We start from the raw sequence: 20714 nt of genomic DNA, 5'->3' as shown, positions 1-20714 counted from the left end.
GTTTGGTCAAGAACCGTAAGGATCTGGATACAATTCCCCCGGACGCCTTGCACGCCGGGAGTACAGCAGGGTGGGCCCGGCCCACCCTGTTGTCGGGGTCAGGCGATGTCTTCAGCCGGCGTGTCCAGGCCCATCGCATGCAGACGTGCGTAGTAGCCATTGTGTGCCAGCAGTTGCGCATGGGTGCCACGTTCGACGATCTGCCCCTGATCCATCACCAGAATCAGGTCGGCCTTCTCGATGGTCGACAAGCGGTGGGCGATGACCAGCGTGGTTCGGCCTTTCATGACCTGATCCAGCGCCGCCTGAATGTGGCGCTCGGATTCGGTATCGAGTGCCGAGGTCGCCTCATCGAGAATCAGCAGCGGTGCGTTCTTCAACAGAGCCCGTGCGATGGCCAGGCGCTGACGCTGCCCGCCGGACAGCAACACGCCATTTTCACCGACCAGGGTATCCAGGCCGTCGGGCATCTGCGAAATGAAATCCATCGCAAAGGCATCCCTGGCGGCCTTTTCGATGTCGGCACGCGGTGCGCCCGCCAGGTCACCGTAGGCGATGTTGTTGGCAATGGTGTCGTTGAACAGGGTCACATGCTGGGTGACCTGGGCCACGTGCCGGCGCAGATTGCGCAGACGGTAGTCTTCGATCTCGACGTCATCGAGCAGAATGTCACCGATGTCGTGATGATAGAAACGCGGAATCAGGCTGGCGAGCGTCGATTTGCCACTGCCGGAGCGACCAACCAGCGCAATCATCTGCCCTGGCGACGCTGTGAAGCTGATGTTCTTCAGCACTTCACGTTCGGTCCCCGGATAGGTGAAGCTCAGATTGCGCACTTCCAGATGACCATTGATGCGGTCGCGCTCGATCGTGCCATTGTCGACTTCAGGCTCGACGTCCAGTTGCTCGAAAATGCTTTCGGCCCCTGCGACACCCCTCTGAATGGTCGAACTGACTTCCGACAGCTGGCGGATCGGCTTTGGCAGCAGGCCGGCGGCGGTAATGTAAGCCACCAGATCACCGGCGGTAGCGTCGCCACGCAGGAACAACACCAGGAACATCAGCGCCGCCATGGCGGTGTAAATCACCAATTGCAGCATGGGCGTATAGACAGCCCCGGTCTTGGTCATGCGCAATTGCTTGTCGGTATTGCTCTGACTCGCCGCGGCAAAACGATTCTCTTCGTAGGTTTCACCGCCGAAGCTGCGCACCACGCGATAGCCCTGAATGGTTTCGGAGGCCACGTGGGTCACGTCGCCCATGGCCACCTGGATTTTCTTGCTTTGCTTGCGGAATTTCTTGCTGGAATTACCCACCATGAGTGCGATCAGCGGCAGGATAGCCAGCATCACAATGGTCAGTTTCCAGTTCATCCATACCAGATAGCCAAACAGGAAAACCACTGTCAGACCTTCACGAATAACCACTTTGATGGCATCGGTGGCGGCACCGGTCACCATGGTGACGTTGAACGTGATGCGCGAAATCAAATGCCCGGAGTTGTGGGTATCGAAATAGCGGTTGGGCAGAACCAGCAACTTGTTGAACAGCATGACGCGCAGGTCATGCACCAACCCCAGCGAAACCTTCGCCAGGTAGTAGTTGCCAAGAAACGAGCCCAGGCCTTGCCACGCTGCGATCAGGATGATCAGCAATGGAACGGCCATCAATAATTGCAAGTCCTTGAGGTAAGGAACATTGGGAAACAGTGCTGCTTCCGGATTACTCAGGCCGTCGACGAAATATTTAAGAACGCCTGCCAGCATTGGCTGAGTGGAGGCAAAGATCACGAAGCCCACGATACTCAGCAGGAAGAGACCGGCGTAGGGTTTCACATACCCCAACAGCCGCAGATAAATCTTCATGCTGGAATCCTGTTCCGCTTTGGGCGGTGCGTCACTCATCGTAGAGCTCACTGGTTAGGAAGACGGGAAATTTTATCACAGGCATCGGGCTTGACCCGCGCCCATACCAAAACACTGGCCAACCCTAATGGCAACCAGCTGATGAACCACTCGGCTCTTGGCGTCCCGGTCAGGCTGGCGGCATCGAACTGCATCGCCAGGGTCGAGAACACCCAGATGCCGATGACGCCCCTGGCATAGAAGGTTTCACGAACTTTCCAGGCCTGGAACAGCGCCGCGAACCAGATCGCACACCACAATACCAGCCCAGGCAGGCCGAGCTCGATGGCAATGTGGGTGAACAAATTATGTGCATGATCAAAATACTGACCGGATGCGAACACTTTGTAATCACCGCCCAGCCCGAGGCCGCACCAGGGATGCTCGGCAATCATTTGCAGGCTGGCCGCGAGGATCTGCGGACGATATGACACGCCACGGGCCATGACCAAGGGTTCGAAAAACAGGAAAGCCAGCGTGGCGATGATCAATGCAGCCGCAGCGACTACACGGCTACGGCGGTCATTGCACCAGATCGGCATGGCCAGCAGTGTCAGAAACAACGCCAAGGCAGCACCACGACTCTGGCTGAGCAGCACAAAGACGACGAGCACTGCCAGCGCGACGGCCCAGTTGATCTGGATCTTGCCGGTGCTCGGCGCCCAAAGGGCCAGCCACACAGCGGCGACACCAATGACATAGCCCCCCAGAATCGGATGAGACAGTTCTCCCAACCCCTCCAGGCGTGCGCTCAAGCCGTTGCCGCTCACGCCATAAAACTTGACGATGGCCACCACGGCAGTCACTGCAAGACCAAATCCTCCCCACTGCATGATGCGAATCACGCGCTCGGTGCGGCCGTTGGCAAAAACCGGAAAAAACAGCAGAAACACCACAATGTAGAGCAATCGCTTGCTTTCACGGCTTATGTCACTGGCGTTTGTCCATGTAAGGCTGATCAACGACCAGATCAGGAGACCGAGCATCGGCAGATAGACCCAGCGTTGTTCATGGAACAACTCCCGGAGCCGGGCGCGTGCCGACCAGGTGAAAATCATGGCGGGCAACCAGAGAAATGCGACCAGGCCCTGCTGATAAATCTTGTTGGTGGGTGCGATGGCGATCGCCAATAAAAACCACAAAAGGCCTATCGACATCCAGACTTGCGCCCAACGTGTTTCTTGCATCAAATTGCTCCTGAGTTCGTTCTCCCACCCAAAGCGGCATGGTGAAAGCTGAAACTTTTCGGCATCATTGCCCGCCAAAGTGCTCCGTCTTCCCAACAAGGCTTCCTACGATGCAATGCTCCCGGCTGCCACAAGCGGCTTTAAAAAATCTGATTGGCGGTGCCAAGGTACTGGAGGCCGACAGCTTCGGGCCGAAAGTCTACCTGTTGCAGAATGGGAATATTCTGAAACTATTCCGCCGCAAGCGTTTTTTTTCATCGGCATTGTTTCGTCCCTATTCGAAACGCTTCATCGACAATGCTCTGGAGCTTGAAAAACTCGGCGTGCCGACCTTGCAGGTCCTGCAATACTACCGACTGGAGTCCCCGGGCATGACGGCGGTGCTTTACCAGCCGTTACCTGGAGAAACGTTGCGCCAGATCGCCGGCAAGGAGGGATTTACCTGGCCGCAGGCGCTGCCAGACCTGGCCGGACTGATTCGCAATCTTCATCAATCGGGGATCTACTTCCGATCGTTGCACTTGGGCAACATCGTCGTGACGCCCGATAACCGCATGGGCCTCATTGATGTAGCCGACATGCGTTTCCTGCGCGGGCCGCTGCCCCGTCACCTGATCAAGCGCAACCTGCAGCATTTTGCCCGCTATATTGCACGCGAGAACCTGAACGAGAGCTTTCCGATGCAAGCGCTCGAACAGGCCGTCTTGCCATCAAGCGAGTAGATTTCGGGCGGTCCGGCTGAACTCCAGCCAGGCTTGATCCGGCGCAAGAGCCTGATATTGCTCGGCTGCGACCTCTGCGGCAGAAACATTCAATGCCCGCACGATCGACTCGCGCCAGGCCGTTGCATCCTCGGCCGGAGCGTAAACACCGGCATCCCCCAACTGCTCGCGAAATACGTCCAGATCACTGGACAATACCGGTACACCGGCCATCACCGCTTCCTGCATGATCAACCCCAGGCCCTCACTCAGAGAGGGTATCGCGACCCAGTCGAATGCACGGTAGAGTTGCGCCGCATCGTTCAAATGGCCCGACAACAAGACCTTGCCATGCAATTGCGATTGATCGATGCGCATCTCAAGCTCGGCACGGGCCGCACCTTCACCCAGGATCACCAACTTCAGATCGGGCCGCGTTTGCAATGCTCCGGCAAAGGCATCGATCAAACAGGCAAAACCCTTGCCTGCCACCAGCCGACCGACCGCACCCAGTACCGGTGAATGATCCTGGGGCAACCCCAGGCGGGCACGAGCCTCGTTTCCGGGAAGCAGGGCAGAACGGAAAGCGGCAGGATCGTAGGCGCTACGTAATGTCAGCACCGGCATTTTCAGGTCTTCGCTCAACGAAGCCGCGAGCGTGTTGGATACCGCCACCAATGTCAGCCGGGAGGCCGGGAATCGTTGAAACAATGCCCGGTCTGCCGAATGAAGGCGCGTCGAACCATGAAAGATCACCACCGCACGAATAGCCGGCAATGCCTCAAGCGCTGGCAAAAGCGTGCGCGCTACACCCAGGCCGTCGAGCAACGCCACACGCGTATCACTGCCTTCAAGGGCTCTCTGGAACCTGGACTCCATCCAGGGCCGGGTGAACCGCCAGAAACCTCGCCCTTTCAACCGGGCAGAGGACAATCCCCATTCACGCACCTCACCGATGCTCACGCCGCACTCGGCAGCACTCCCCTGAAGCAGCCAGGTTTGAACCGGTACAGGGGGCGATACCTGAGACAGGATGAGTTGATGCACCTTGTGAGTTGAGGCGAACGCGGCACCGCTGGCCCACATGACATTAAGAATACTCATGGGGTGAAAGGCCAAGGCGTGGCGCTCTCGAAAGCGGTTTCCCGCAGACCCAGCCGGTCAACACAGGTGACTACCAGGGTGATGTCACTTTCGTGGAAAAATTGCACCGAAGTCTCAATAGAATATAAGTCGCGAGCAATATCGATTGCTCTACCTTGCTTGTCAAATGCCCAATTTGAGTCGAACCTTTTCCAGCAGACTCAGCGGTGCACGCGCGCGCAATGCAGGCTCCAGTTCCTCGACGATACGCTGACCGATACGCGCAAAACTGAACTGGCTGGCCGCCAACTCGCGTCCATTGCGAGCGATGCGCTGCGCCAGTGCAGGGTCGCCGCGCAGCAGGGAGAGTTTCTCCTGTAGCTGGGCAATGCTGCGATAAAACACGATGTTGTGCATATCCTGCAGGCCCAGCGCCTGACTTTCCGCAGCACCCTGGTCATAGGCCAGTAATACGCAACCACAGGCCATGGCTTCGAAATTCTTGATCATGAACTCGCCCATGCCTACATCGGCACTGACGAAAAAGCGAATGCGGTTGAGCGTATCGCGGTATTCCTCTCCGGATTTTGTGCGGGTGACGACCAGCGGCTCGACGCTCGCCAACTCATCGAGCAGGGCCTTGCGCCCGCTGTAGGCGACACTGTTGGTACTGCCGACAAACGCCAGTTCGATGTCCCGTTCGCGCCCCTGATCCTCAAGCTGCGTCTGGTCGTAGCCCTTGGGAACGAACACCGCATCGAAGCCCTCGCCGCGCAGGCGCTCGGCGACGACAAAACCTGAGCTGATGACTCGAGCCCAAGGCAGACGACGGTAGTGCGCACTGAACTTGCCGGTGTATTTGCAAGGAATGTAGTTCTGGTAGGCGTCGTGCTCGAGAATCACGAGGTTGGGAATCGTGCGGATAAACGCAACCTGGCGGATCTCCTGCTTGAAGCGCAGGAAAAACACGATGCGGTCATAACGTGAAACATCGACTTCACGTCGGAAGTAGCTGCGCAGATTGCGTTGCTCCTTGCTGCTGAGCCATCGCAAATCGCACTCGCAATGAGCCGCTACGCCATCGTAGAGACGGTCCAGAATGGCCCGTTGATCTTTCTGTACCAGAAATAGAACTTTCATCGTCTTCCTTGCCGCAACAGGCAAACCGGGCGTACCTGAACCACCCGATTCAGGTCCGTAGCACTTTATAAATGCCAGAACAGCTCATGGCGACGCACAGCCTTGCGAAAAAACTCGTTTTCACCATAGGGCGAGCCGGACCGTCCTGCCAGCAGACGCTGCAATCCACGACGCATGCGCCGCTTGAACGGAGACCGGGGCTGCAAGTCGTGCATCATCGCCAATGCCATGGCCTTGTCACGCTGTTGCGCCGCACAAAGCAACAGACAATAAGGGTGCAGCGATTGCGCCGGATCGAACACAGGAGGAAGCGTCACACCGACGCCACTGTCACCCATCGGCCAGCGGTCGTTGTCATGCAGGTGATTGGCGTAACCCAGCAACGCGGGCTGTAACTCCAGCCCTTTCAAGGCTTCGAGAACCGCTGCTTGAGCACAGATATGATCCGGGTGCGGATCCAGGGTCGGGTGCGGAAGCACGATCACTTCAGGTTGCGCCCGCAACAGCAGCTCTCGCAGGTCGGCCAGCAGGTTGTTCCAGGTTGGCGCACCATCGCCATCGCCAGGCAGGGCAAACGGGTTCATCTGGCGAAACAGTCGGGTATCGCACAAGTCCGCTTCCCGCGAACCTACGGACACCGTGGGCGACGCTTGCATGGCTGCCAACTGCAGACAGAAGTAACCCAATTGCACGCACCGGGTTTCGGGCACCCCGGCCCAACGTGGCACGGCGATACTGTCCCAGGCCCGCAAACGGCCCTTGAGGCGTGCAGCTTCGACCTTGCCCAAGCCCATTTGCTGATAGTGCTCGGCTTCGATTTCACCCGCGGTCAGCGTGACGATCCATGCTTCATCCGCCTGGCTGTACAAGCCGTAGGCCGCCAGTTCCGCATCATCGGCATGGGGCGCGATGACCATGACCCGCCGGCGGCGGTAATCCGGATGTTCGAAGGCCCACAGCACCGGCTCACCGAGAAGCCGGCAAAAGCGTCCACGCAAGCGCAACTCCCCTCGCGACAACACCTGCGCCTGACCGCTGAGGTTCAGGTAACGCAGCCCGTTAACTCCGCGTTCGAAGGTTTGTCGGTCCGGCTGCTCGCCACCGGACAATTCGACCACAGGATCGAAAAAACGCCCCAGCCACGTGCTCTTGATCCGCAGTGCCAGCACCAGGGTCGCGTCTTCGACCAGCATGACCCCATCATCCAGTCGCAGGCGATCACCGTTGAGATGAACCTTGGGCTGCGGCGTGTAAGGAGGAAAGTTGTACTGGTAATCGTCTTTGGGCGAATAGAACAGGTGGTCGGCAAACCAGGCCTCGTGGGCAATCCAGCCCAGAACCGCCAACAGCAGCGGCAACCACCAGGCCAGCAGCACACCGCAAATCACCAACAGCACCAGCGCAATCAGCAGGCCGATACGTTTGTTGCGCCGGTGGCGCTTGAGCAGTTGCTGTTTGCGGCTCATGGGTTGGCTCATACGGTGTAGACCGGCACGGGGTTGCACCAGCGATCCTTGTACTCCCGGTCGGCGCGACCGAAAGAGAAACGCAAGGGTTTATCCAGTGCCCGGGCATGCTCCCAGGCACTTTGGGTATTGAGAAAACTCAGCACACTGCCGGGGCTGAATTCGCGGGTTTCAGGGTCGACGCCACCATTGATGTACTCGACGCTGATCCACTGCGGCGTCTCGACGCGGTACACCAGTTGAATCGCAATCGGTGCGTCGTTGAGGAAAATCACCGAACCGATCAGCAACTCGCGCAGCAACCCGATGACCTCGGCCATACGCTCGGCGCCGGTGGCGGGGAACCCCCAGCGACGCTGGAACAGATCGCAATAAATGGCTGCCAGTTCGCTGCTGGAGAAGTCCGAAACCGGTCGCACCACCCCGCCCGCCTCTTCCAGCAAGCGGAGTTCACGACGCTGGTTGTAGCGAAATTTCTTCGACAGTTCTTCAGGTGTGCGGGCCATGGCCAATTGCTCAGGCTGCAACTTGATGCCGGTGAATCGGCTTTCGTTCAGCGCCGACAGATAACGACCGCGATGACGCAGTGGAGCCTGGGCATCGGCAGCGGCGGGCAGGATGATCTCGGCATTGCCGAGGTCGAACAGGCCTTTTTTGCCACGACGCTTGAGCACGTCCTTGGACAACGCAAGGTCGCGCCCCCAGGTCGGGATCGCTGCTTTTACGTCGCCGTTTTGCTCCCAGGCCAGGTAACGCACCGGGATATCGGCCAACTGTGCCAGGCGCTCGACCACCATCGGGTGAGTCGCGACGCTGCCGCCATAACGCTGCCAGGTCTGGGCATAGGTCGAAGCATCGGCCAGCGACCAGCCACGTTCGCGCCAGCCTTGAAATCGGTTGAGCATCAGCCCCTCGGTGCCAGTTCGATAACGTGCGGCAGATGCCAGAAGGCATCACGTACCGCGCGGTCGGAGAATCGCTCGCGCAAGCGGTCAAGCATCAGCTCGGCACACTGGCGACGCTGCTGCTCATCCATCGCCGCCAGATGTTGCAGCCCTTGGGCCAGGTGTCCGGCGTCGCCCAGCGGAAACAGAATGCCCACGCCCTCGACCACTTCCTTCGCTCCACCACAGGCCGTGGCGAGCAATGGCACGCCGGCGGCCATGGCTTCGAGCAGCACCATGCCGAATGGTTCATGGTCGGAGCTCAAGGCAAACACATCGAAGGCGCGGAAATACCGCCGAGCCTCGGGCACCTGGCCGAGGAACAGGACGCGGTCGCCAATCCCCAGTTCACGAGCCTGGGCCTTGAGATCCTGCTCAAGCCGACCGCTGCCGAGAATCACCAACTGGCTGCTGGCCGGCAAGCCCGGCAGTGCAGCGGCAAACCCGTCCAGCAAAGTGGCCTGGTCCTTGTCCGGATGCAGCCGCCCGACGTTGCCGACAATCCAGGCATCCGGCGCCAGGCCCAGCGTTTCACGGGCCTCTCGGGCAGACACCTGGGTCTCTTGCAGCGTTTGCACGTCGATACGGTTATACAGCGTCTGAATCCGCGCAGCCGGCCACTTTGGCAGGCATTTGCGCATGTCGTCACGCACCGCATCGGAGACCCCGAGAAGGCTCAGTCGCTTGCGGAAAACATGAGCGAAGAGTTTGCGTGTGCCGCGCTTGTAATCATCAAACGCATGATGTACGCCAATCACCGGCAACGAGGTACCGAGCAAGGCGATGTAGATCGGCTTGAAGCGATGGGCGATGCAGAAACTGAAATTGCGTGAAGCGGCGATCTTGCGCAGATCGCCGATGGCGCCCAGCTTCAGGCCGCGAATGGCCTTGGAGCTGTACTCCATGAACAACACTTCATCGCTGGCGCAGCCCGCGGCGACTTCGGCGTCGGCAACCCCGGTCAGAAACACCGTGGTCACGCGATAACCGGTCCCCGCGAACAGGGTGGCGTACTGCCGGGCGCAGTCCAGAAACGGTCCGTCATAACCGTGGCAGAACTGCAGCACATGGCGCTCAGCCGAGCGTGTCATAGGCGTTCGCGCCCTCTTTGACCACCAGGATGTCTTCCATGATCAGATACTGTAGATCCGAACCGAAGAACATGTTCAAGGCGTCGGTCGGCGAACAGATCATCGGTTCGCCGCGGCGGTTGAGCGAGGTGTTGAGCGACACGCCGTTACCGGTCAGCTCTTCCAGTGCCTTCATCATGTCGTAGTAACGCGGGTTGTATTCGCGCTTGAGCACCTGGGCGCGGGAGGTGCCGTCTTCATGGACGACTTCCGGCACACGGGTTTTCCACTCTTCGGCCACTTCAAAAGTGAAGGTCATGAATGGCGCCGGGTGATCGATCTTGATCATCTGCGGTGCCACGGTGTCGAGCATCGACGGGCAGAATGGCCTCCAGCGCTCGCGGAACTTGATCTGGTGGTTGATGCGGTCGGCAACGCCTTCGACGCTCGGGCAACCGATGATCGAACGACCACCCAACGCACGCGGGCCGAACTCCATGCGTCCCTGGAACCACGCAACCGGATTGCCATCGACCATGATTTTGGCGATCTGCTGCGGCATGTTGTCCAGCTTGCGCCACTTCGGCTTGTCGGCGTGACGGGCGCAGGCCGCGATCACATCCTCGTTGCTGTACGACGGGCCGAGGTAGACGTGCTCCATCTTCTCGACCGGCACACCACGGGCATGGGACACATAGGCGGCGGCGCCGACTGCGGTACCGGCATCACCGGACGCCGGTTGCACGAACAGTTCCTTGATGTCGTCACGAGCGATGATTTTCTGGTTGAGCTTGACGTTCAACGCACAGCCACCGGCGAAGGCCAGTTTGCCGGTTTCCTTGAGCACATCGCCCAGGTAATGGTCGATCATCTGCAACGCCAGCTTTTCGAACAGCGCTTGCATGCTCGCGGCGTAGTGGATGTAAGGCTCGTCGGCGATGTCGCCTTCGCGCTTCGGACCCAGCCACTCAATGAGTTTCGGCGAGAAGTAGAAACCCTTGCCCTTCTCTTTATAGCGACGCAGGCCGATCACGTTGGCGTATTCGGTGTTGATTACCAGCTCGCCGTTCTCGAACGAGGCCAGGCGCGAGAAGTCGTATTTGCTGGCGTCGCCGTACGGCGCCATGCCCATGACCTTGAACTCACCGTCGAGCATTTCGAAACCGAGGAATTCGGTGATCGCGCCATACAGTCCGCCCAAGGAGTCCGGATCGAAGAATTCCTTGATCTTGTGGATCTTGCCGTTCTGGCCGTAGCCGAAGAAGGTCGTGGCGTATTCGCCCTTGCCATCGATCCCCAGGATCGCGGTTTTCTCTTTGAAACCGGAGCAGTGGTAGGCGCTGGAAGCGTGAGCCAGGTGGTGCTCGACCGGTTCGATCTTGATTTTTTTCGGATCGAAGCCCAGTTGCTCCAGGCACCAGACGATTTTCTTGCGATAGCGCTTGTAGCGACGGTTGCCCATCAGGATCGCGTCGAGCGCGCGGTCCGGTGCATACCAGTAACGCTTGGCGTAGTGCCAGCGTGCCTTGCCGAACAGGCTGATCGGCGCGAACGGAATCGCGACCACGTCAACGTCGGAAGGCTTGATGCCGGCTTGTTCCAGACAGAACTTCGCCGATTCGTAGGGCATGCGGTTCTTTGCATGTTTATCGCGCACAAAGCGCTCTTCTTCAGCCGCAGCGACCAGCTTGCCGTCGATGTACAAGGCTGCGGAAGGATCATGGCTAAGGGCGCCGGACAGGCCAAGAATCGTCAATGCCACAGGGGTCTAGCCTCTTTAGTCTGCATGCAGGCGCATGGGCGCCTCAAAAATGATGTGCCTTCGCAACGAGCGCGAGGCAGCTAAAGGGCGGGATTATAGCTTAAAAGCAGTGGTAAGCCTCTAGCGGCTATTGGCAAGCGCCCATGCATCTGAAAATGCCGGGGCAGATCGTAAACCTGCCGGCCGCACGTTCTTTCGCGAGCAGGCTCGCTCCCACAAGAGGAATGACTTCCAATGTGGGAGCGAGCCTGCTCGCGAAAATATTCAGGTCGCGCTGGAGATGTCTTTGGGCAATCGCTGATCAATCACCTGATACAAGGCACTGTTCTCGGGCCAGTTACGCATGAATCGCGCGCGATCCCGTGCGTATGCCGGCGCAAAGCTGCCCGGCGAAGCATGCTGGCGCATCGCGTCCAGGTCGATCAGGGCCCAGCGATCATCCTGCCAGAACAGGTTGTGTCCCTTGAAATCACCATGACTGATGCGTTCGCGGATCAATTCGGCAAACAGATGATCCAGCGCCGCCAACTCAGCCTCTGGTGCATCCCCACTCTCGACGTAAGGTGCAAAGCGCTCGATGATGTCCGGTCCCGACAGATGTTCGGTGATCAGGTACGCGCGACTGCGCAACCACAGGAAACGCTTCTCCAGCAACGCCAGGGGTTGGGGTGTGGCGAAACCGAGGAACGCCAGGCGATTGCCTTCGCGCCAGGAATGCCAGGCCCGGCTCGGCCGCCAGAAGCGCTTGAGCCAATGGGCGAAGCCCTTGATGTTGTAACGCTTGATCACCAGCGTACGACCGTCCACCACAACCTTGCCGACGCTCGCTGCGCCGCCGGTTTTGTATAGATGCCCCTGATCGAGCAAGGCATCGGCCCGCTCCAGCACCGGCAGCAGGGTCGTTTCTTCTTCGCGGCGAACCGCCCGCAGCCCGAACGCTCCGCGCCGGACACTGAACAGCGTGCACTCACGGCCGACCTTGCTCAGAAAATCCCTGAGGCGCCAACTGCGCACCTTGTCGATCTGCTTTTGCAACGCCTCCATGGGCAACGCATGCTCGCCATTACTCAGCAGGTAGTACACCAGCAACTCTTCGGTGAACGGCTCCAGCGTCTTTGGCAGCTGGGCAAAGAAAACCCCGAGGTTTTCCAGGACCTTCTGGCGCGACAACACCTGACCGGGCGTTTCAACGCAGATGCCGGCGCCGTCGATCAAGTACAGGCGATCTCCCTGTCGCAACAGGTTGTCCAGGTGCAGATCTGCCTGCCACAAACCCTTGCGGTGCATCTGTCCGATTGCACCGAGCGCCTCGGCCAATACCGCAGCCTGTTCTTCTGCCAACGCAGGCAAGTGCTCGACCTGCTTCCAGGCATCGCCGAGGCTTTCGGCATTTTCCAGAAACTCGAACAGCAGCCAGCCACCCTCACCTTCCTTCAGGCCATCGGCCAACAGCTGCGGCGTGGTCAGGCCCTGCGCGCTCAGCAGGCGCACGCCCTCAAGCTCGCGCTGAAAGTGCCGCGCGGCCTTGCTGCCGACCAGAAGCTTGGCCAGCACGGGACGGCCACGCCAGACACCGGCACCGACATAACGCTGGCCGGGCAAGACCCGCAAGAGGCTCAGCAACTGCAAATCGGCCGTCCCGGCGGCATCGGCCAATGTCACGTTCAAGGGCAGTTCCGGGCTGCGACCGGCGCTTTTCAGTTCAGACAAACGCATCAGAGCGCGTCCCCGTATCGCTGCTTGCGGTCGTAGAGCTTGTTCGCCTTGCCTTCGAGCCAATGAAGCAGCGGGGCCTCTTCAGCGAGGATCTGCCGCAGCGGTTGCTGGAAATAACCTTTGAGAAACCGCAATTTGTCGCGACGGGTCAGGCCGATATCCAGGGCAGAGAAATACAGTGCCGCCAGATCCTTGTTGCGCCAGCGTCGCGTAATGGCCGGCCGCGTCTGGGCACGATGCAGGTCGATCACCGACAGCTTGAAATCATCCGCGGTCACCGGCTTGTCGGTGTGCAACAGGAAGTGGCAGATATAACAGTCGCGATGGTTGACCCCGGCACGGTGCATCTTGCCGGTCATGCGTGCCACTTCAGCAATCAGTGCACGCTTGAGTTTCGGCTCGGGGGGCTGCTTGCGCCAATTGATACTGAAATCTTCGAGGCTGACGGTCGGTGCCAGTTCTTCGGTGACGATGAACGAATGCTGGTCTGCCGGGTTGCTGCCTCTTTCGCCATAGGCGACGGCCGTCATGGTGGGAACACCGACCTCCTGCAAACGCTGGATGGCCGTCCATTCCTGGCCTGCACCGAGCACCGGCATCTTGGCGGTCAGCAGGTTCTTGAAAATCTCGCCCCAGCCGATGCCACGGTGGATCTTGACGAAAAATCCGCTGCCGTTCACTTCGGTGCGCAGGGTGCGGCGAGCTTCAAGCTCGCGGTACACCTCGCCCCTGAGCCCCTCGACCTCGATGAACGGATCGCGTCCGGCCCAAAGGCTCTTGAAGGGTTCAGCCAGCTTCAACTTCATTTAAGCGTGCTCCGCCAGAATCACATCGGCCGCGTGCTGCGGCATGCTATAGAGGTCGGCCGTCTCGGCGAAGGCCAGACCATTGCGGCTCCAGGCTGCTCGCGCCTGGGTGTCATGCAACATGCCGGTCAGGTATTGCGTCAGTTGCGCCTGCTCGAAAGGTTCGTCCAGCACAAGGCCGGCATCGGCCTCGGCAATGTAATGAGCGTAACCGCAGACTGCGCTGACCAACACCGGCAACCCGGCCACCAGCGCTTCGAGCAGCACGGTGCCAGTGTTTTCGTTGTACGCCGGGTGAATCAACAGATCAGCGCCCAACAGGAAGCGCGGGATATCGCTGCGCCCCTTGAGGAACGTCACGCTGTCGCCCAGCCCCAATGTGGCGCTTTGCATCTGGAATAACTTGGGGTCGTCCTGGCCGATTACAAACAGGCGGGTGCGCTTTTTTAGATCGGCGGGCAATGCCGCCAGTGCCTTGAGGCTGCGATCGACCCCCTTGGTCTTGAACCCCGAACCGATCTGCACCACCAGCAAGTCATCGTCCTTGAGGTCGAATTCGGCGCGGAACCCGGCACGGATTTCGTCCGCGTCCGCCGGTCGGCGACGGTCCTGGGCGATGCCCGGCGGCAGCAAATGAAAGCGCTCGAGCGGCGTATCGTAATGCTTGATAAACAGGGGTTGCTGCACTTCGGAAATCATCAGCACTTCGGTTTTCGCATCCCTGGCGAATACCGCCCGCTCGTACTCGGCGAAGTGGCGGTAGCGCCCCCAGCGTCGATAGAGCGAGTTGCGCAGGTTTTGCGCCTTGTCTTCGAAGCAGCCGTCGGCGGCGTAATAGACATCCAGGCCGGGCATCTTGTTGAAACCGATCAAACGGTCCACCGGACGTTTGGCCAGGTCCGCTTCCATCCATTCGCTGAGCTTTTCGTTGCGCCGATGATTGAAGAACGCCTTGACCGGTGCCACCAGCACTTCAAAACCCGGTGGTACATCGCCTTCCCAAATCAGCGTGTAGACGCGAATCTGATAGCCACGCTTCTGGCACTCCAGGGCGATGCGCATGAAATCGCGCTGCAAGCCGCCAAAGGGAAAGTATTTGTACAGGACAAATGCCAATTGCATCAGCGCAGCTCCTCAGCCAGTAACAACGTGCTCAGTCTGCTGGCGACACGCTCGGGATTCAGACGCGTGAAGCACAACGGCCAGTCGCGTTTCAGGTCAAACCGGCGGGCATCTTCGGCCGTCGGCTGGTAAGTACATTTCTTTTGCATGCACGGCGCACAGGGGAAGTCGCTGGCCAGGTGAATCTGCGACTTGCCGTAGGCGCCGGTCAGGCCCGGGTTGGTCGGTCCGAACAACGACAGGGTCGGCACGTCCAGCGCCGCAGCGAGGTGGCCAAGACCGGTATCCACCGCGACACAGGCTTGCGCACCGGCCAGCACTTTGCCGACGCCGGCCAGATTCAACCTGGGCAACACTTCGACATGCTTCATGTCCCTGGCAATGCGTTCGGCACGGGCCTTCTCGATCGCATTACCCCAGGGCAGCTTCACGCCGACACCGAGGTAGCCAACACGCTCGGCCAACTCGCGCCAGTAAGCCTCGGGCCAGTGTTTGGTGTCCCAGGTCGTGCCGTGGAGGAACAGCACATAAGGATTCTTGCGCGGCAATTCCACCAGGCGTTCGACGTTCAAACCGTAGTCGCCCATGCCCTGGGGCAAGTCGTAACCCAGGGCCACGGCGAACAGCTGACGCACCCGTTCCACCGCGTGCTGCCCGCGAGCCACGGCCAGACGACGGGAGTAGAAGCGTGAGGCGATCGGCTCACGGGCCGAATGCTTGTCGAGCCCGGCAACCGGTGCCTTGACATAGCGAGTCAGCAAGGCGCTTTTCAAAAGACCCTGGGCATCGATGACCAGATCGTATTTCGTGGCGCGAAGGCTTTGCTTGAAGCGCTTCCACTCACCGCTCTTGACGGTCTGCCAGATATTCTTGCGCCAGCGGCGGATCGCCACAGGGATCACTTTGCCCACTGCAGGGTGCCAGGTCGGGATTTCGGCAAAGCCTTCTTCCACCACCCAGTCGAATGTGATGCCGGGAATCGCCCGCGCAGCATCGGTCAATGCCGGCAAGGCATGAATCACGTCGCCCAGCGACGACGTCTTGATCAGCAATACCCGCAAACTATTTGACCTCAACCACAGTGCCCTGCAAACGCTGCAAGGCTTCGTTCACCGCTTGCGGCATCAACTGGCGCAAACAGTTGTAATGGCCGAACCGGCACGTGCGGTCAAAGCACGGGCTGCATTCGATGCCCAGGCGCACAATCTCGACATGCTCGGCCAGCGGCGGCGTGAAACCCGGCGACGTCGAGCCGTATACCGCGACCAGTGGGCGATTGAGCGCTGCAGCGACGTGCATCAGGCCAGAGTCGTTGGAAACCACCGAATCGGCGCAGGACAGCAGGTCGATGGCCTCGGCCAGCGAAGTGCCGCCACTGAGGTTCACCGACTCTTCACGCAAACCCGGAATCAACCGCGAACGGATGTCCTCGCCCACGGCGTGATCGTTTTTCGAACCGAACAGCCAAACCTGCCAACCCTCGCGGATCTTCGCTTCGGCCACTTTGGCGTAGTGCTCCGATGGCCAGCGCTTGGCTTCGCCGAACTCGGCACCGGGGCACAGCGCCAGCACCGGGCGGTCGAGGACCAGACCGAATTTGGCCAGCGTCGCCTCACGGGTCACCGGATCGATTTGCAGGCTGGGACGCGGATAGGGCTTGGGCAATTCGGCACCCGGCTCATACGCCAGCGCCATGAAGCGCTCGATCATCAGTGGGTAACGTTCTTTATCCAGCGTGCGCACATCATTGAGCAGGCCGTAGCGGAACTCGCCACGCCAACCGGTGCGTTTGGCAATGCCGGCGAAAAACGGCACCAGCGCCGATTTCAAGGAGTTGGGCAACAGGATCGCCTGGTCGTACTGGCCGGCCAGGGATTTGCCGATGCGCCGACGCGTTGCCAGCTCAAGCACACCGTGGCCGAGCGGAAAGCTCAAGGCCTGGCGGACTTCGGGCATGCGTTCAAGAATCGGCCGGCTCCATTCGGGGGCCAGCACGTCGATCTCGCATTGCGGGTGGCGCTGTTTGAGGCACTGAAACAGTGTCTGCGCCATCACCATGTCACCGACCCAACTGGGCCCAACGATCAGAATATTCATGTGGCTTCCAAAACGATCCGGGGAGGCATACGCCTCCCCGCCTCGATAATTCTACAAAAACACTGCAAATCTGCTGTAGGAGCGAGCATGCTCGCGATGGACTGAAGAACACCGCTGGTTGTCAGGTACCCAGCGTTATCGTTAACGACCATCGCGAGCATGCTCGCTCCTACAGGGAATATCGGCGTATCAAATATCCTGTTCAGTTTAGCCCCAGCTCGCGCCAGATCCGCATGACCTGTTGCCGCTCGTTCGTGAACTGGTCACCCGGTATCACGCCGGCCTCCTTCTGCAAGGCCTGCCGATGGGCGGCGGAGCGATAAGCTTTATAGGCTTCGCGCAACAGACTGGCCTCTTCGACAGGCATCAGCCCTTCGTGTTCCAGCTCTTCCAGAATGCGAATATTGTCCGTCCAGCGCAGCAACGCCGGGTGCGTATGGGACCACGCCAAGGCCGCGTATTGCACCATAAATTCAATATCGACGATACCTCCGGCGTCCTGCTTGAGATCGAATGGCGCCGTGGCCTCAAAGGCGTTTGCCCCAGTGCCGGCCGCGGTGCTCTTGCTGCCCAGGTTGTCACGCATCTTGGCGCGCATCTCGCTGACTTCCTGGCGCAAGGTCGACAAGTCCCGCGTCTTGCCCAAGATCGCCGCGCGAACCTGCTCGAACGCGCGGCCGACATCCTCGCTGCCCACCAGCACCCGCGCCCGCACCAACGCCTGATGCTCCCAGGTCCAGGCTTCATTTTCCTGATACCGGGCAAACGCCCCCAGCGAACTCACCAGCAATCCCGACGCACCGGACGGTCGCAGGCGCATGTCCACTTCATACAGCTGACCGGAGTTGGTCTGGGCCGTCAGCAAGTGAATGATCCGCTGCCCGAGCCGGGTGAAGAACTGTGCACCGTCGATAGACTTCGGCCCGTCGGTTTCCGCCTGTGGATCACCGTCATGGATGAACACCAGGTCCAGGTCCGAACCATGCCCCAGCTCCAGGCCACCGACTTTTCCGTAACCGACAATAATGAAGCCCGGATCGCACAAGGTGCCATCGGTACGCAACGGCGTGCCGTACTTGGCAACGGTCTGACGCCAGGCCAGGGCCAGCACCTGCTCCAGAATCGCTTCGGCGAGCCACGTCAGGTAGTCACTGACTTTCATCAATGGCAGGCTGCCGGCGATTTCCGAGGCTGCCACCCGCAACCGGTGCGCCAGTTTGAAATGGCGCAAGGCTTCCATTTGCTGTTCGAGGTCGTCCTCGGGAATCCGCGTCAGACGCTCGCGCAACTCGGCGGCCAACTCCGGCGCCAACGGTGGCTTGAACAGCCGGCCTTCGTTGAGCAGTTCGTCGAGCAATAACGGGAAGCGCGTGATCTGCTCGGCAATCCACGGACTCGCCGCGCACAAGGTCAACAAACGGCGCAATGCGCCGGGGTTCTCGGTCAGCAACACCAGGTAAGCGGATCGACGCGCCACGGCCTCAACCAACGGCAACACCCGCTCCAGCACCAGATCCGGGTTGGCATGCTCCACCGCTTGAGCCAGCAAGCGCGGAATAAAGGCATCGAGGCGCTCGCGCCCCAAACGCTGCATGGCGCGCAGTTGCGCACTGCCACGCAGGCTGGCCAGCGCCTTGAGTGCCTTGACCGCGTCGGTGAAACCGCCCTCCTGCAACTGCCGGCAAGCCGCTTCCTCATCCTGGGACTCTTCCCACAACGGCAGCCACTCGCCACCGACCACCACTTCGCTTTCTGCGCCCTGCTCCTCGTCCGGATCGGCGATCACTTGACCAAAGTGCCAGGCCACGCGGCCACGCCAATGCATCAGTTGCTCATGAAAGGCCGGCCAATCGGCAAAGCCCAACATGAAGGCAATGCGCGCCTGATCCTGCTCGCCATCGGGAAGCATCTGGGTCTGGCGGTCGGCAATCGCCTGGATGGCATGCTCGGTGTAGCGCAAGAACTCATAGCCTTCGCGCAACTCACTGACCACGGCCGCCGGCAGATACCCCTGCCCCTCCAGCGTACCGAGCACTTTCAACAGCGGGCGCTGCTGCAGGCTCAAGTCGCGACCGCCATGAATCAGCTGGAACGCCTGGGCGATGAACTCCACCTCGCGAATACCGCCGGAACCGAGCTTGATGTTGTCGGCCATGCCCTTGCGCCGCACCTCCTGCTGGATCAGCTGCTTCATGGTGCGCAGCGCTTCGATGGCGGAAAAGTCCAGATAACGCCGATAGACAAAAGGCCGCAGCATGTCGAGCAACTGGGCGCCGGCCACCTGGTCGCCGGCCACCACGCGTGCCTTGATCATCGCGTAGCGTTCCCAGTCACGCCCCTGGTCCTGGTAATACTGCTCCAGCGCATTGAAGCTCAGGACCAGGGCGCCGGACGATCCGTAAGGCCGCAGGCGCATGTCGACACGGAAGACGAAACCATCGACGGTCATGGGGTCCAGGGCCTTGATCAGACGCTGCCCCAGGCGGATGAAAAACTCCTGGTTATCCAGCGCACGCTTCACGCCGACCGTTTCACCACCTTCGGGGTAGGCGAAGATCAAATCGATGTCCGAAGACAGATTGAGCTCCACCGCACCCAGCTTGCCCATGCCCAGGATCACCATGTGCTGCGGTTCGCCGCTGCGTCGGCCGGTGGGCACGCCAAACTGCTGGCAATGACGCGTGTACAACCATTGATAAGCCTGGTCGATGCTGGCATCGGCCATGTCCGACAAATCGCGACAGGTCTGGACCAGATCGGCCTGACGCGTCAGGTCCCGCCAGATGATGCGCACCTGGTGACGGGCACGCTGGCGGCGCAAGGCACGCCCCAGGGCCTCTTCGGTATCGGCAGCGGTCGCTGCCGCGGCGATCTGCGCACACAACTCGCCAGGCGCGAAGCGGCGGTCCAGTTCGCCAGACTGCACCAGCTCCAGCAACATCAAAGGGTCACGAACACACTGTTCAATCACGAAATCGCTGGCTGCGGTAACGCGGGCGAATTGCGCCCAGCGTTCAGCTGTCCAGGCGGACAACCCATGATCGTCGTCCAACGCAGCAACGGCGGCGCGCAGCGACTGCTCGGCGCGGGTGACAAACGGCAGGAGAATGGCGGGCAGTTCGGCAAGCGTCGGGAGGCTCATGGTCTATCCTTGATCGGCGTATATCGGGCTGCATGTAGTGATTTTGCAAAACCCACTACCTGAGGGACTGTCGAACAAAAGTTAGAAATAGCTGAAAATTCTTCTTTTTTGGCAGTGAGCATCAAGTCTTCACCTTTTCCGGTTGGAAAAAGACCAACCTTAACGATATTTCTCACAACGCAGCCGGGAGCCACAAGCCGCTCATGTGTAGTTTTACTACTCGTATATACATTAGGCAGGCTGAAATGCCGGATGATTTGTAGTAAAACTACACGCCGCCGGACCAACCTGTCGGCAATCCAAGAATTCATAACGTCTGCCCACAAGGCCAGTCGCTAACTCAGGCAACCGATTCTGGTAGCCTTTCCGCCCTGGAGCAAGCCATGCAAGACCTCGATCCCGTCGAAACCCAGGAATGGCTGGACGCCCTGGAATCGGTTCTCGACAAAGAGGCGAAGACCGTGCTCACTATCTGATGACCCGTATGGGCGAACTCGCGACCCGCAGCGGCTCGCAATTTCGAAAACGCCATCGCCGTCTTCGTCGCCGTCCTGTGCGTAACAGATCAAACCAC

The 20714-nt window shown here is 59.9% G+C and carries 16 protein-coding genes and 1 pseudogene; 2 read left to right on the top strand and 15 right to left on the bottom strand.

The genetic code is table 11. The annotated features are described in order from the left end of the window. Window positions 1-98: 98 nt before the first annotated feature. Window positions 99-1904, bottom strand: coding sequence for a lipid A export permease/ATP-binding protein MsbA (gene msbA, locus ACQKP2_RS18775; RefSeq protein WP_427578530.1), 1806 nt, complete (start codon window positions 1902-1904; stop codon window positions 99-101). Window positions 1905-1912: 8 nt separating this feature from the next. Beyond that, window positions 1913-3091 (bottom strand): O-antigen ligase family protein, encoded by a 1179-nt coding sequence (locus ACQKP2_RS18770; RefSeq protein ID WP_427578529.1) that lies wholly within the window; start codon window positions 3089-3091, stop codon window positions 1913-1915. Between the two features lie 110 nt (window positions 3092-3201). Between ACQKP2_RS18770 and ACQKP2_RS18765 the strand changes: the two genes are divergently transcribed. Continuing rightward, window positions 3202-3813 carry a toluene tolerance protein gene (locus ACQKP2_RS18765; protein WP_427578528.1) on the top strand — a complete coding sequence of 204 codons (612 nt, stop codon included), beginning with the start codon at window positions 3202-3204 and terminating at the stop codon, window positions 3811-3813. On the opposite strand, the gene ACQKP2_RS18760 is transcribed toward ACQKP2_RS18765, so the two are convergent. From ACQKP2_RS18760 to ACQKP2_RS18700, 13 genes are all read right to left on the bottom strand, one after another. After that, complete coding sequence (locus ACQKP2_RS18760; RefSeq protein ID WP_427578527.1) at window positions 3802-4896, bottom strand: glycosyltransferase family 4 protein; 1095 nt, start codon at window positions 4894-4896, stop codon at window positions 3802-3804. The genes ACQKP2_RS18765 and ACQKP2_RS18760 overlap by 12 nt on opposite strands. Before the next feature lie 162 nt (window positions 4897-5058). After that, complete coding sequence (locus ACQKP2_RS18755; protein WP_427578526.1) at window positions 5059-6015, bottom strand: glycosyltransferase; 957 nt, start codon at window positions 6013-6015, stop codon at window positions 5059-5061. A gap of 65 nt (window positions 6016-6080) precedes the next feature. Next, window positions 6081-7481, bottom strand: a complete 1401-nt coding sequence (locus tag ACQKP2_RS18750) for a PIG-L deacetylase family protein (protein ID WP_427578524.1) — start codon at window positions 7479-7481, stop codon at window positions 6081-6083. A gap of 8 nt (window positions 7482-7489) precedes the next feature. After that, the gene (locus tag ACQKP2_RS18745) at window positions 7490-8386 is read right to left on the bottom strand and encodes an antimicrobial resistance protein Mig-14 (protein WP_427578523.1); all 897 of its coding nucleotides are present in this window, start codon (window positions 8384-8386) and stop codon (window positions 7490-7492) included. After that, entirely contained in the window at window positions 8386-9516 is a 1131-nt protein-coding gene (locus ACQKP2_RS18740; RefSeq protein ID WP_427578521.1) for a glycosyltransferase, read from the bottom strand. The genes ACQKP2_RS18745 and ACQKP2_RS18740 overlap by 1 nt, the downstream gene beginning before the upstream one ends. Then, on the bottom strand, window positions 9500-11257 hold the full coding sequence (locus ACQKP2_RS18735) for a carbamoyltransferase family protein (protein ID WP_427578520.1): 1758 nt from the start codon (window positions 11255-11257) through the stop codon (window positions 9500-9502). Before ACQKP2_RS18735 ends, ACQKP2_RS18740 begins: the two co-directional genes overlap by 17 nt. A 264-nt stretch (window positions 11258-11521) precedes the next feature. Further along, on the bottom strand, window positions 11522-12973 hold the full coding sequence (locus tag ACQKP2_RS18730) for a lipopolysaccharide kinase InaA family protein (protein ID WP_427578519.1): 1452 nt from the start codon (window positions 12971-12973) through the stop codon (window positions 11522-11524). Next, complete coding sequence (gene rfaP / locus ACQKP2_RS18725; protein WP_427578518.1) at window positions 12973-13779, bottom strand: lipopolysaccharide core heptose(I) kinase RfaP; 807 nt, start codon at window positions 13777-13779, stop codon at window positions 12973-12975. The genes ACQKP2_RS18730 and rfaP overlap by 1 nt, the downstream gene beginning before the upstream one ends. Then, window positions 13780-14901: a glycosyltransferase family 4 protein gene (locus tag ACQKP2_RS18720; RefSeq protein WP_427578517.1), complete on the bottom strand. Its 1122-nt coding sequence runs from the start codon at window positions 14899-14901 to the stop codon at window positions 13780-13782. Further along, window positions 14901-15962, bottom strand: coding sequence for a lipopolysaccharide heptosyltransferase I (gene waaC / locus ACQKP2_RS18715; protein ID WP_427578515.1), 1062 nt, complete (start codon window positions 15960-15962; stop codon window positions 14901-14903). Before waaC ends, ACQKP2_RS18720 begins: the two co-directional genes overlap by 1 nt. 1 nt (window position 15963) lies before the next feature. After that, entirely contained in the window at window positions 15964-16998 is a 1035-nt protein-coding gene (waaF, locus tag ACQKP2_RS18710) for a lipopolysaccharide heptosyltransferase II (protein WP_427578514.1), read from the bottom strand. A 202-nt stretch (window positions 16999-17200) separates the two neighbouring features. After that, window positions 17201-20140, bottom strand: a complete 2940-nt coding sequence (gene glnE / locus ACQKP2_RS18705; RefSeq protein WP_427578513.1) for a bifunctional [glutamate--ammonia ligase]-adenylyl-L-tyrosine phosphorylase/[glutamate--ammonia-ligase] adenylyltransferase — start codon at window positions 20138-20140, stop codon at window positions 17201-17203. Continuing rightward, window positions 20137-20451, bottom strand: a complete 315-nt coding sequence (locus tag ACQKP2_RS18700) for a hypothetical protein (protein WP_427578512.1) — start codon at window positions 20449-20451, stop codon at window positions 20137-20139. The genes glnE and ACQKP2_RS18700 overlap by 4 nt, the downstream gene beginning before the upstream one ends. A 72-nt stretch (window positions 20452-20523) precedes the next feature. Here ACQKP2_RS18700 and ACQKP2_RS18695 point away from each other — a divergent pair. Then, a pseudogene (locus ACQKP2_RS18695) lies at window positions 20524-20714 on the top strand (hypothetical protein); the annotation flags it as partial.

Source organism: Pseudomonas sp. NPDC089569 (assembly GCF_050280625.1).
In the GTDB taxonomy this organism is placed as follows: Bacteria; Pseudomonadota; Gammaproteobacteria; order Pseudomonadales; family Pseudomonadaceae; genus Aquipseudomonas.
This window is presented reverse-complemented; position numbering and strand designations above follow the sequence as displayed.